This is a genomic window from Brevundimonas sp. AC546, assembly GCF_979258305.1.
In genome coordinates this window covers 1744946-1756661 of record NZ_OZ409849.1, presented here as the reverse complement: position 1 = coordinate 1756661, position 11716 = coordinate 1744946, and the positions used below count along the sequence as shown (strand labels likewise).

General features: G+C 70.2%; 12 protein-coding genes. 7 read left to right on the top strand and 5 right to left on the bottom strand.

From position 1 onward, the window contains the following. Positions 1-24: 24 nt before the first annotated feature. From ACZZZD_RS08700 to hisC, 5 genes are read left to right on the top strand one after another with little or no spacing between them, the layout of a single operon-like run. On the top strand, positions 25-2781 hold the full coding sequence (locus ACZZZD_RS08700; RefSeq protein WP_463436108.1) for an ATP-dependent DNA helicase: 2757 nt from the start codon (positions 25-27) through the stop codon (positions 2779-2781). Position 2782: 1 nt separating this feature from the next. Beyond that, a complete protein-coding gene (gene ybaK / locus ACZZZD_RS08695) occupies positions 2783-3256 on the top strand; it encodes a Cys-tRNA(Pro) deacylase (RefSeq protein WP_463434293.1) in 474 nt (157 codons plus the stop codon). A 58-nt stretch (positions 3257-3314) separates the two neighbouring features. After that, positions 3315-4370, top strand: a complete 1056-nt coding sequence (locus ACZZZD_RS08690) for a DUF2125 domain-containing protein (protein WP_463434291.1) — start codon at positions 3315-3317, stop codon at positions 4368-4370. After that, positions 4370-5056 carry a hypothetical protein gene (locus ACZZZD_RS08685; RefSeq protein WP_463434289.1) on the top strand — a complete coding sequence of 229 codons (687 nt, stop codon included), beginning with the start codon at positions 4370-4372 and terminating at the stop codon, positions 5054-5056. Before ACZZZD_RS08690 ends, ACZZZD_RS08685 begins: the two co-directional genes overlap by 1 nt. 13 nt (positions 5057-5069) lie before the next feature. Further along, positions 5070-6158, top strand: a complete 1089-nt coding sequence (gene hisC / locus ACZZZD_RS08680) for a histidinol-phosphate transaminase (RefSeq protein ID WP_463434287.1) — start codon at positions 5070-5072, stop codon at positions 6156-6158. A 171-nt stretch (positions 6159-6329) separates the two neighbouring features. Here hisC and ACZZZD_RS08675 read toward each other — a convergent pair whose 3' ends face one another. Genes ACZZZD_RS08675 through ACZZZD_RS08655 form a run of 5 tightly spaced genes read right to left on the bottom strand, consistent with a single transcriptional unit; the run spans position 6330 to position 10144 of the window. Next, positions 6330-7109: a MipA/OmpV family protein gene (locus ACZZZD_RS08675; protein WP_463434286.1), complete on the bottom strand. Its 780-nt coding sequence runs from the start codon at positions 7107-7109 to the stop codon at positions 6330-6332. Positions 7110-7143: 34 nt separating this feature from the next. After that, positions 7144-7881 carry a lysophospholipid acyltransferase family protein gene (locus ACZZZD_RS08670; protein ID WP_463434284.1) on the bottom strand — a complete coding sequence of 246 codons (738 nt, stop codon included), beginning with the start codon at positions 7879-7881 and terminating at the stop codon, positions 7144-7146. Continuing rightward, positions 7882-8526, bottom strand: coding sequence for a YdcF family protein (locus ACZZZD_RS08665; protein ID WP_463434282.1), 645 nt, complete (start codon positions 8524-8526; stop codon positions 7882-7884). It abuts the gene before it with no gap. Then, complete coding sequence (locus tag ACZZZD_RS08660; RefSeq protein ID WP_463434281.1) at positions 8523-9437, bottom strand: cell division protein FtsX; 915 nt, start codon at positions 9435-9437, stop codon at positions 8523-8525. Before ACZZZD_RS08660 ends, ACZZZD_RS08665 begins: the two co-directional genes overlap by 4 nt. Then, a complete protein-coding gene (locus ACZZZD_RS08655; protein WP_463434280.1) occupies positions 9434-10144 on the bottom strand; it encodes a cell division ATP-binding protein FtsE in 711 nt (236 codons plus the stop codon). Before ACZZZD_RS08655 ends, ACZZZD_RS08660 begins: the two co-directional genes overlap by 4 nt. 71 nt (positions 10145-10215) lie before the next feature. Between ACZZZD_RS08655 and ACZZZD_RS08650 the strand changes: the two genes are divergently transcribed. Continuing rightward, positions 10216-11172: an MJ0042-type zinc finger domain-containing protein gene (locus ACZZZD_RS08650; RefSeq protein WP_463434279.1), complete on the top strand. Its 957-nt coding sequence runs from the start codon at positions 10216-10218 to the stop codon at positions 11170-11172. Then, positions 11165-11698 carry a phosphoribosyltransferase gene (locus ACZZZD_RS08645; protein WP_463434278.1) on the top strand — a complete coding sequence of 178 codons (534 nt, stop codon included), beginning with the start codon at positions 11165-11167 and terminating at the stop codon, positions 11696-11698. Before ACZZZD_RS08650 ends, ACZZZD_RS08645 begins: the two co-directional genes overlap by 8 nt. Positions 11699-11716: the final 18 nt, after the last annotated feature.

Below are 11716 nucleotides of genomic sequence, written 5' to 3'. Positions count from 1 at the left end.
GCCACGCCGCCGGGGGCGGGGGCGATGTGTGATGATGCGGGGGCGCGCAAGATCGGGCGGGGGGCGGCCGAGGGGGTGTTTACGATCGGGGCGGTGCTGGTGGCCCATGCGTCGCTTACGGCGCGGCGGCTGGGGCTGACGCCGCCGCCTAGGTCGCCCGAGTTGATGGATGTGCTGGAGCTTTACGCCTTCGTGCGGCCGGCGCGGTTCTGCGCGCCGTCGCCGACGGGGTTGGCCCTGTCGCTGGGCCTGGCCGAGCCGAAGTCGGCGGAGGAGCAGGCGTCGGCTCTGCGCGAGGCGGCGGGCCTGTTGCTGCGTGAACTGGCGGAACCGGCCTATCCCGAGCGCGAGGCGGCCTATGTCCTGGCCCTGACGATGCAGCGCGCCGGCTGGGCCTGGGGCGAGCGGGTGGTTCAGGCGCTGGAGGCCGGCGGCGTGCGCGCGCGCCAGCATCGCGGGTCGGGGATGGATGTCTGGTCGCGGTTGACCGAATGGGAGGACGAGGCGCCGCGCGGCGAGGCGGGATCGGCCCCGGTCGACAGCGAGAGCGCGCGCATCCGGCTGGAGAAACTGCTTCAGGCTTCTGGTCTGGACGAGACGCGGCCGACACAGTCCGACTACGCCGCCGAGGTCGCCTTCGCCTTTTCGCCTCGCAACGAAGAAGGGCGGCCGCGCGTCCTGCTGGCCGAGGCGGGGACCGGCACGGGCAAGACCTTGGGCTATCTGGCGCCCGCCTCCGTGTGGGCCGAGCGGAACCAGGGGGCGGCCTGGATCTCGACCTATACCCGCGCCTTGCAACGCCAGATCGACCGCGAGAGCCATTCGCTGTGGCCCGATCCGGCCGAGCGCAAGAAGAAGGCGGTGATCCGAAAGGGGCGCGAAAACTATCTGTGCGTCCTGAACCTGCAGGACATGGTCCAGGCGGCCCAGCTGGGGAACGGCGACCTGATCGGTCTGGCCTTGGCCGGGCGATGGGCGCTGCATACGCGCGACGGGGACATGACGGGCGGGGACTTCCCCGGCTGGCTGCCCGGCCTGTTCGCCATGCCGGCGGCCCATGCGGCGGGAGCGGCGAACCTGGTGGATCGGCGCGGCGAGTGCGTCCACGCCGCCTGTCCGCACTACCGCACCTGTTTCGTGGAGAAGACCATTCGCGCCAGCCGCCGCGCGGACCTGGTCATCGCCAACCATGCGCTGGTCCTGACCCAGGCGGCGTTCGACGGCGCGCGGTCGGCCCGGGGCCAGAAGCAGGACGGCGAGACGGCGGCCCTAAAGCGGATCGTCTTCGACGAGGGCCACCATCTGTTCGACGCCGCCGACAGCGCCTTTTCCGCCTGTCTGTCGGGTCAGGAGGCGGCCGAGCTGCGCCGCTGGATCCGCGGGCCGGAGGGGCGAGGCCGTCGCGGGCGTGGGCTGGAACAGCGGCTGGGCGACATGGTCGGCGACAATGACGCGGCGTTGAAGGCGCTTCAGGACGCGATCCGCGCCTCGGCTTCGCTGCCGGGCGAAGGTGTGTCGGGTCGCGTCGCGCCTGCGTCCGGCGAGGTCAATCCCATCGGCCCGATCGAGGCCTTCCTCGCCGCCGCGCTGGACCAACTTCGGGCGCGCACGGCGGAGACCAATACCTATGGCGGGCCCGAGTTCGGCATGGAGTGCGCGCTGAAGCCCGTGACCGATCCGGTGGCCGAGACCGCCCGCGCGGCGGCCCAGGCCCTGGCCGCCATCGAGGCGCCCCTGCTGGCGCTGTCGCGGCATCTGGAGGACATCCTCGATGACGAGGCGGCCGAGTTGGACGGCTCGCAACGGTCCCGCATCGAAGGGGCCTTGCGCGGTCTGGACCGTCGCGCGCGCATGACCCTGCCGGGCTGGCGGTCGATGCTGGCGGCGCTGGAGGACGGGGGGGATCAACCCGATCCCGACTTCGTCGACTGGCTGTCGGCCGAGACGGCGTTCGGCCGTATCCACGACGTGGCCCTGCGTCGCCACTGGATCGATCCGACCGTGCCGCTGGAGGCCGCCGTGATCGTGCCATCGCACGGGGTGCTGGTGACCTCGGCGACCCTGTCCGATCCGATGCAGGAGGATCCGTTCGATCTCGCGCGGATGCGGACAGGATCGGCCCGTCTGATCGATCCGCCGCGCACCCTGAAGGTCGAAAGCCCGTTCGATTACGCCGCCAACAGTCGGGTCATCGTCGTCAACGACTTGGTCAAGGACGACCCGCGCCAGACGGCGGCGGCGATGCGCGAACTGTTCCTGGCGGCGGGGGGCGGGGGGCTGGGCCTGTTCACCGCCATCCGCCGGCTGAAGGCGGTCTATGAGCGGCTGGGGCCGGATCTGGCGAAGTCAGGCGTGCCTCTGTATGCCCAGCACGTCGATCCGCTGGAGGTCGGGGCGCTGGTGGACATGTTCCGGGTCGAGGAAAACTCGTGCCTGCTGGGCACCGACGCCGTGCGCGACGGGGTGGACGTGCCGGGTCGGTCGCTACGGGTTCTGGCCTTCGACCGTGTGCCGTGGCCTCGCCCGGACCTGCTGCACAAGGCGCGTCGCGAACGGCTGGGCGGCAAGGGCTATGATGATGCGCTCGCCCGCGCCCGCATCGCCCAGGCCTTCGGTCGGCTGATCCGGCGCGGCGACGACAAGGGGGTCTTCCTGATGCTGGACGCCGCCACCCCGACCCGCCTGTTCGCCAGCCTGCCGCCGGGAACCGAGGTCCAGCGTATGGGCCTGGCCGATGCGGTGGAACTGACCCGCAGCTTCCTGAACCCCGAGACGACCTGAGATGTCCAAGACCACGCCCGCGACCGTCGCCTTGACCAAGGCCGGCGTCACCTTCGACCTGTTTCCCTACGACTACGATCCCGATGCGCCACGCGTGGGGTTGCAGGCCGCCGAGGCGCTGGGGATTGCGCCCGAGCAAGTGTTCAAGACGCTGATGGTGCTGGTCGACGGCGCGCCCGCCTGCGTCATCGTGCCGTCCGACTGTGAGGTCAGCATGAAGAAGTTGGCGGCGGTGCTTGGGGGCAAGTCGGCCCAGATGATGAAGCCCGCCGACGCCGAACGGCTGACGGGCTACAAGGTCGGCGGGGTCAGCCCTTTTGGTCAGCGCAAGTCCGTGCCGACTGCGATGGACGAGACGGCGATCCTGTTCAATCAGGTGCTGATCAATGCGGGCCAGCGGGGCCTGTTGCTGGGCGTCGCACCGGACGAGGCGCGGCGCGCGACGGGCGCCGTGCTGGCTGATCTGACGGCCTAGAACGCCTTATCCCCGCGCCGTTCGTTGCGCTATAGGACCGCCGAACACTGGAGTTTTCATGACCGACACCTCGACCAAGCGACCCAGCCGCAAGGGCCTCTATGCGCCCTTCATCCTCGTGCTGATCGCCTTGGCGGCCTGGACCGGCTGGTGGGTCTTTCTGACGCGCCAGATCGACACGCGCCTGGAGGCTCAGGTCCAGACCCTGCGTCAGGACGGCTGGGATGTGCGGTTCGCGGGCAAGACGATCACCGGCTGGCCCTTCCGCGCCCGTGTCGGCCTGACCCAGCTGGTGGTCGAGACGCCGTCGGGGCATGCGATCAATGCGGCCGAACTGAACGCCGAGGCCAACGCCTATCAGCCGACCAAATGGGTGGTGGTGGCGCCGCAGGGGCTGATGCTGACCCGCGCCGGCAAGGGCGAGGTCGCGGTCAAGGGCGACGCCATCCGCATGAGCGCCAGCGGCATCGATCAACGCTGGCCCAATCTGGCGCTGGAGATGGTCAATCCGGTCTTCACGACCCAGACCGGCGCCGAACCCTTCCCCATCGCGCGCGCCGCGCGGATCGAATTTTACGCCCGGCCGCATCTGGAAGGCTCCACCACGCCGACCGACGACGTCGATGTCATGTTCCGGCTGGTGGACGGGCAGGGGCGGGCGGACGGCCCCGTCGAAGGCTTCGCCCAGGACGGCCGCCTGACCACCCAGCTAGAGGCCGTGATCGGCCAGGCCAGCCTGTTGAAGACGGGCGGCGATGCGGCCGGGGTCTTCTCGGCCTGGACGAAGGCGGGCGGGACGTTCCGCAATGTGCGCGGCGACCTGCAGGCCGGCGACAGCCGCGCGACCCTCAGCAGCGACGTTTTGAGAGCCGACGCGAACGGACGGCTGACGGGACAGGTCGAACTGCAGGCGCAGAAACCTCTGCCTGCACTGGCCGGCCTGATGGCGACGCGGCAGGGGCCGGTCAACCGAATCGGCGCAGCCGGCGCCGCCGCTGCGGCGGGCGCCGCCGAAGCGACGGGTCAGGAGCAACTGCCGCTGACGCTGGTGTTCCGCGACGGCCGCACCTGGCTCGGCCCCTTCCCCCTGGCGCCGGCGCCCAAGCTGTTCTGATGACCCTGCTGGACGAACCCGAAACGAACGAGGCCCTGCTGGCGCTGGACCGCGCCCTGGTTGTGGCGGTGCGCGCGCGGGTGACGGCGGGGCCGCGCGACCGGGCTGACGCCTCGGCCATCGCCCTGCGCCAGTTGCTGGACGGCGCGTCGCCCGCCGAGGCCGCAGCGGTCAAGGCGGTGTGGGGCCGGCTGGAGGTCGCGACCGGCCCGGCCCTGGTCGTCTGCGGCGGCGTGGCCCAGACCCTGGCGACCGACCGCTATGGATTAGGCGCGCGGCCGATGTCGGCGGACGACGCCTTGAAGGCGGTCGAGGCCGGGTCGCGCGCGGTGATCGACCTGACGCCCGATCGGCCATGGTGGGGGCGGCTTCTGGCCCGGCCCGAGCTGAAGATCGTCGCCGCCCTGCCCGACGACCGACGCGGACGGCCCCAGGCCTTCGTGGTGTCCAGGGACATGTCCGGTCCGACCGGTGACGACCGCAGCTTCTGGGTCACCGACAGCGGCTGGTCCGAGACCAAGATCGTCGAGGCCCTGCGCGAGGCCGGACTGGTCGCCGATCCGTTGGCGGCGGCGGGCGGCTTGAAGCTGTTCATGCTGACGGGCTATGTGCAGGCCGAGGACGGGCGGCTGAAGACCGCGCCCGGCCGCCTGAACGGCGTCATCGGCGCCGCCCCCATCTATTAGTTCAAGGTTTCCCATGACCGACGCGCCTGCCCCCAAGCCCGGCATCCTCGACATCGCCCCCTATGTCGGCGGCAAGTCGTTCATCGCCGGCGTCGCCGAGCCGCTGAAGCTGTCCTCAAACGAGAACATGCTGGGCGCAGGCGAGAAGGCGCGCGCCGCCTATGAGGCCGCGATCAAGAACATCCACGTCTATCCCGACGGCCGCGCGACCAAGCTGCGCGACGCGGCGGCCGAGATCCACGGACTGGAGCCCGAGCGGCTGATCTTCGGCAATGGCTCCGACGAGGTCTTCGCCCTGCTGAACCAGACCTATCTGACGGCGGGCGACAACATCGTCTGCGGCCAGTACGGCTTTCTGGCCTACCGGATCAGCGCCCTGGGCTGCGAAGCCCAGGTCAAGTTGGCGCCCGAGCCGAACTTCAAGGCCGAGGTCGACGCCCTGCTGGCCCAGGTCGATGACCGGACGAAGATCGTCTATGTCTCCAACCCGTCGAACCCGACCGGCAGCTATAATACCGGCGACGAAATCCGCCGCCTGCACGCCGCGCTTCCGGCCCACGTGATCCTGGTCGTGGACGAGGCCTATGCGGAATATGTGACCGAGGCCGACTGGGAGACCGCATTTCCGCTGGCCCGCGACGCACAGAACATCGTCGTCACCCGCACCTTCTCCAAGATCCACGGCCTTGGGGGCTTACGCATAGGCTTCGGCTATGCGCCGCTGAAGGTCGCCGAGGCCATCGACCGCATCCGCCTGCCGTTCAACGTCTCGGTGCCGGGCGTCGACGCCGCCACCGCCGCCCTGTTCGATGAGGCGCACCAGACGGCGTCGCGCGACCTGGTGTCGAACTGGAAGCCGCGCCTGACCCAGGCCCTGCGCGGCTTTGGCCTTGAGGTGCTGCCCAGCGCCGGCAACTTCGTGCTGGTGATGTTCGACGCAGCCGAACGCGCCGCCGCCGCCAACGAGTATCTGAACACCAAGGGTATCATCGTGCGCCCGGTCGGCGGATACGGCCTGCCCCAGGCCCTGCGCATCACCCTCGGCACCGAAGACCAGAATCGCGCCGTGATCGATGCGCTGAGCGAGTTCGCGGCGGGCTGATCCGCGTCTCCTCCCCACATCGTGGGGAGGGGGATCGCGCGCAGCGTGGTGGAGGGGCTCTTGAAGTCCCACAGGCGCTGGTGTTGCGGCTCAGAACCCCTCCGTCACGGCGCGAAGACGCGCCGCGCCACCTCCCCATCGCTGCGCGATAGGGAGGAGACACTCCCACCGTCAGTCCACGCTTGAAAAACGTACCACGCCGATCAGGCCGGCGCGCCAGATGCCTTCGTCGTCGACCAGGGGGCTGTCCTTGGTGTCGCCCAGGCGCTGCTCGTAGTTGACGAAACCGCCGAGGCCGAACCGCTTGCCGACCGGAATGGCCAGGAAGGCGACGGCGCCCGCGCCCGACAGGCCGCCTGACGCTTCGTAGGGTTGATAGCCGCTGCCCGGCGCCTGTTCGGCGGTGACGCCGTAATAGCGTTGCAGGCGCTTGTCGTCGCCGCCGGTGACATAGCCGCTGACCCGGAGCAGGCCGACCGGCGTCACGCGTTGATGGCCGACCGAGGCGAAATACTGCATCCCGGCGTCGTCGCCCGAGACGTCCTGGGCGATGCGCCCGCCGACCACGATTCCGCCGAACCGCTTGTAGGCATACAGGGCGGCGTCAGCGCCCAGGCCCGGGCGTTCCAGGCTGGAACCCTCGATGTCGCCGGCCGAGAAGCGGGGGCGCAGCTGAGCGCCGGCGCGGAAGTCGTCGCTCTTGACCGCGTTCCAGCCCACACCGTCCAGACCGTTGGCATAGACCACGTCCTTGTAGTTGGCCGAACCCCAGGCGGTGTAGTTGATGTCGTCGCCGGTATTGCCCGTCGCGCTGAAGCCGTGGGTGATCCCGCCGCCGACCTCGACCCGCCAGGTCTTGGGGGTCTCGACCTGCTCATAGGGCTGCGACTGGGCCAGGGCCGAGCCGCCCACGGCGGCGAAGGCGACGGAGAGCAGAAGGGGGCGAAGCATCGGGCGTTTCCATGATTAGGCCCGAGCGGGGAGTTCAGGCCGGATCAGAATGCGCTAGCTGGGCCTTTGGCTCCAAAAGGGCGAGCGAAGCCGTCTCGATGCGACTTTCCAGCAACGCCATCATGGCGCCGCGCTTCAGCTGGCCCGGGATCGGCTCCAGGAATTCGAACACCACCGTGCCCGGATAGCGGCGGAAACCATGGGCCGGCCAGTGGACGCCGGAGTTGGTGGCGACGGGCCAGCAGGGGCCTTCCAGATCGCGATAAATGGCCGCGACGCCGGGCTTGTAGTCGCCGGGCACGCCGGGATCGTTGCGGGTGCCCTCGGGGAAGATGACGATCTGGCGGCCCTCGGACAGGCGCTCGCGCGCCTGGCGGGTCATGTCCTTCAGGGCCTTGGCGTGACCGGCGCGGTCCACCGCGATCATCTTGGCCTTCCAGGCGAACCAGCCGAAGAAGGGCAGGGGCATCAGTTCCTTCTTCATCACGAAACAGGCGTCGGGCAGGACGGCCAGCAGGGCGACGATGTCCAGCATCCCCTGGTGTTTCGACGCGATCAGGGCCGCGCCGGAAGGGGCGTGTTCCAGCCCGCGCACCTCCACCTTGACCCCGGCGATCCAGCGTAGGCCGAACAGGACGATCTTCGCCCACAGCCGGCACACGCCCTGGGCATAGCGGTGCGGACCCAGGAGGGCGGGCGACAGGCCGACGGCGATGACCGGCATCGACAGATAGAGCCAGGCGGTGAAGAGCAGGGAACGCAGGGTGTTCACTTAAGGCGCGGCCTTTTCGTCAGGAGACGTGTCGGTGGAGGGCGTTACGGCGGCGGGCCGGTCGCGGGTGATGCGACGCACGCCCTCGCGACCCAGCACGGCGAGGTATTTCATATATTCCAGCGTCATGCGCCGCGCCGTCACCGCCGCCCGCCACCAGCGCGCATTGTCCAGCGACGGTGTGGAGATGGCGTAGGGCGTCAGCTTCACCCCCGGCAACTGCCCCCGGATTTCGACCAGCGAACGCGGCATATGATAGTCGGAGGTCACCACAATCAGGCTGCGGTAACCCTTGGCGCGGGTCCAGGCGGCGATCTCCTGGGCGTTGCCGACGGTGTCCTCGGCCTCGAAGCCCAGATCGACGCAGCAGTTGAACAGGCGGCTGGAGCCGGGCGTCAGCTCACGCAGCTCCTGTCGGCGGACTTCGCGATTGACGCCCGAGATCAGCACCCGCTCGCCCTTGCCCTGTTCCAACAGGCGGATGGCGGTGTTGACCCGTTCGGACGACGGGCCGGTCAGGGCGACGATGGCGTCGGCGCGTGCGGGATCGTCGGCGGGCGTCAGCTCGCGCACCCGATGCGCAAAGGCGAACAGGCCGACCAGCCAGATCAGGGCCGCGATGGCGACGACGCTCAACAGTCTCATGCGCCTCCCCCTTCTGTCGGCCTGCCTGACGCCAGCACCCGCATGGCGGCGAATCTCGCCGCGAGAACCGCAACCGTAGCCGCGAGCAGAGGGCATGGCGAGAGCAGCGCAAGGTCGCTCCAGGTGATCGGCAACGCCGCCGACAGCCCGTCCGATCCGCCCAGGAACCTCAGGAAGGCCAGCAGGATCGCAGCCAGCCCGGCCCCAATCGCGCCCGCGCCCGCCGCCATCAGGCCGAATCGCCGCTGGAACAGCCAGGCGATGGCGCCGTCGGTCGCCCCGTTCAGGCTCAGGGTCTCGATCACGCCTTGCCCGGCCGCCAGACCGGCGCGGGTCGCATAGGCGATGGCGGCGGCGGCGGCGAAGGCGATGGCCAGGAAGGCGGCGCCGGCCAGGGCCGTGATCAGGGCGGCGGACCGCTCGACCTCGCCGCGCCACAGGCTGTGGTCGTCTACTGTCGCATCCAGCCCGGCCTCGGCCAAGGCTCGGCTCAGGGTGACGGCGCTGGCCGGCGCCTGGGCGTTCAGCCGCACCGTCACCAGATGTGGCACGGGCAGATCGGGCAGGACGGCGTCGCCCAGCCAGGGCCGCAGCAGATCCTCGGCCGCCTTGCGGCTCAGGGCGGCGGCCTCCTCGACCCCGTCGACGCCCGACAGGGTCTCGGCCGCGCGGGCCGCGGCGGTGTCGCCGGTCTCGCCGACGCTGGGCCGCACCTGCACCGTGGCCTCGGCGCCCAGTTGCCGGGCCCAGCCGTGGGCGGCGCGATCCGCAGCTGAAGCGGCGACGGCGGCTAAACACGCCAGGAAACACAGGACCGCGATGACGGTCATCAGCCAGGGCTCGCCGGCCGCGGCGGGCGGCAGCAGGCCGGGGCGGCGGCTGGACAGGCTGAAGTCAGACAGGCGGATCATGCGGCGGCCCGCGACGGTTCGCTCAGACGCCCCGCATCCAGCCTCAGGACGCGCGCGCCCGAACGCTGGGCCAGTACCTCGTCATGGCTGGCGATCAGCACCGTGGCCCCCAGCTTGTTCAGCGACTGGAACAGCCGCAGCAGCTTGTCGGCCATGACGGCGTCCACGCTGCCCGTCGGTTCGTCCGCCACGATCAGGCCGGGCCGGGTGATGACGGCGCGGGCGATGGCCAGCCTTTGTTTCTCGCCGCCGGATAGGGCCGGGGGACGGGCGTCCATCCGACGACCCAGACCGACCCATTTCAGCATCTCCTGCACATCGGCGGCGTAGTCGGTCTCCGACCCGCCGGCCAAGCGCAAAGGCAGGGCGACATTGTCGAAGGCGGACAGGTGGTCCAGCAGGCGGAAATCCTGGAACACCACCCCCATGCGCCTTCGAAAGGCGGGGATGTCGCGCCGGTCGATGTGGGTGACATCCGATCCGAACAGGCGGATGATTCCCGTCCTGGGCCGGTCCGCCAGCGTCAGCAGGCGCAGCAGCGAAGACTTTCCGGCCCCGGACGGCCCGGTAAGGAAGTGGAAAGAGCCACGCGGCAGAATGAGGTTAACGTCCTTCAGCACATCGGGCGCGCCCACATAGCCGAAACCGACGCCCGACAGGCGAACGGTCTCAGTCACGGGGGCGGGTTCGGCGGGCGAGGGCGGCATGGTATGTGTTTCAGGAACAGGGCGCGGCGTCGCGCCTTACGGGAGGGGGCGACAGCCTCGCAGTCAGCCACATGATACTGACCTGCCCGGCCTGCGCCACCAGCTATTTCATTCGTGACGACGCGGTTGGTCCAGAGGGCCGCAAGGTGCGGTGCCAGTCGTGCGGCGAAGTGTGGCGCGCCACGCCCGACGAGCCGCTGGAACTGACCCTGACGCCTGAGCCAGTCGGCGCAGCAACTGTATCGCCGGAGCCGGAACCCGCGCCGACCGCCAGCTTGGCCGAGACCCCGGCGCCGGAACTGCCCCGCGCCTTCCGCGCCCGCGCCGACCGCCAGAAGAAGCTGCGTCGCGCCGCCGCCCACGGCGTCGTCTGGGCGGGCCTGGCCAGCGTCTTCATCGGCCTGATCGTGGCGGCCTTCCTGTTCCGGGTCGAGATCGTCCAGGCCTTCCCCAAGGCGGCCTCGGCCTACAAATTCTTTGGCGCCACGGTGAACCCGGTCGGGCTGGACTTCGAAGCCCTGACCGCCAAGGCCGCGCCCGGCCATCCCGGCATGGTCGTGGTGTCCGGCGCCATTCGCAATGTACGCGACGTCGAGATCGTCTCGCCGCCCGTCCGCGTCGCCCTGGTGGACGCCAACGGCGCCGAGGTGGGCTTCAAGATCGTCCAGATCGACGCCGCACCCGTCCTGCCGGGCAAGGTCCAGGGCTTCGCCGCCCTGATCCCCGATCCGGGCGGTCACGGCGCGGGCATAGGCGTCGATTTCGCCCCCGCGAAACCCGCCACGGCCAAGCCGGCCGCCGGGCATGACGATCATAAGACGCAGGCGGCGCCTCATGACGCTCAGCCGACCGCCGACCATCCGCCCGCTGCATCAGAGGCGACGCGTGCCGCGACCGCGCACGGCCTGCGCTCGGCGACCGCGCCTGGCGCCGAGGCGCCGAACACAGCGGCGCCGATCGACGCGCGACCCGTGGGCGCGGTGGACAAGGGGCATGGTGAGGCGTTATCGCCCTCGCATCATGGCTGATCCCTCCCCGACGCCGACCGTTCTCTTGCCCGAGGCCGAGGTGGCGCGCATCGTCACCGACCTGGCCCGGCGCATCGCCCCCGTGATCGACGACGAGACCGTCGCCGCCGTGCTGCTGACGGGCGGCCTGTGGTTCGCCGCTGACCTGACCCGCGCCTTGTCGCGTGTCGGCCGCAACGTCCGCTTCGACGCCCTGTGGTTGGCCTCTTACGGTGACGAACAGACCAGCCGGGGCCGCATCGACGTCTATGCCCCGTTCCAACGCCCCATCGCCGGGCGTCGCGTCCTGATCCTGGACGACGTGTTCGACACCGGCCTGTCGCTGGCCGAGGCGGTCCGCATCGCCAGGGAGGCCGGCGCGTCCGAGGTCCTGACCTGCGTCTTCGCCAGGAAGCCCTGGCCCGCGCCGCGTGCGCCCGAGCCGGACTTCGTCGGTTGGGAGGCGCCGAACCGCTTCCTGGTCGGCTATGGCCTGGACCACGCCGGCGCCCTGCGCGGCCTGCCCGACATCTGCGCGCTGGATTGAGCTGCCTCCAGCGATATA

What these genes read in the sequence shown, in the direction of transcription:
- ACZZZD_RS08645 (WP_463434278.1), top strand. Translation starts at nt 11,165, where the DNA reads ATGGCTGATCCCTCCCCGACGCCGACCGTTCTCTTGCCCGAGGCCGAG.
- ACZZZD_RS08675 (WP_463434286.1), bottom strand. Translation starts at nt 7,109, where the DNA reads ATGCTTCGCCCCCTTCTGCTCTCCGTCGCCTTCGCCGCCGTGGGCGGC.
- ACZZZD_RS08685 (WP_463434289.1), top strand. Translation starts at nt 4,370, where the DNA reads ATGACCCTGCTGGACGAACCCGAAACGAACGAGGCCCTGCTGGCGCTG.
- ybaK (WP_463434293.1), top strand. Translation starts at nt 2,783, where the DNA reads ATGTCCAAGACCACGCCCGCGACCGTCGCCTTGACCAAGGCCGGCGTC.
- ACZZZD_RS08690 (WP_463434291.1), top strand. Translation starts at nt 3,315, where the DNA reads ATGACCGACACCTCGACCAAGCGACCCAGCCGCAAGGGCCTCTATGCG.
- ACZZZD_RS08700 (WP_463436108.1), top strand. Translation starts at nt 25, where the DNA reads ATGTGTGATGATGCGGGGGCGCGCAAGATCGGGCGGGGGGCGGCCGAG.
- ACZZZD_RS08655 (WP_463434280.1), bottom strand. Translation starts at nt 10,144, where the DNA reads ATGCCGCCCTCGCCCGCCGAACCCGCCCCCGTGACTGAGACCGTTCGC.
- ACZZZD_RS08665 (WP_463434282.1), bottom strand. Translation starts at nt 8,526, where the DNA reads ATGAGACTGTTGAGCGTCGTCGCCATCGCGGCCCTGATCTGGCTGGTC.
- ACZZZD_RS08660 (WP_463434281.1), bottom strand. Translation starts at nt 9,437, where the DNA reads ATGATCCGCCTGTCTGACTTCAGCCTGTCCAGCCGCCGCCCCGGCCTG.
- ACZZZD_RS08650 (WP_463434279.1), top strand. Translation starts at nt 10,216, where the DNA reads ATGATACTGACCTGCCCGGCCTGCGCCACCAGCTATTTCATTCGTGAC.
- hisC (WP_463434287.1), top strand. Translation starts at nt 5,070, where the DNA reads ATGACCGACGCGCCTGCCCCCAAGCCCGGCATCCTCGACATCGCCCCC.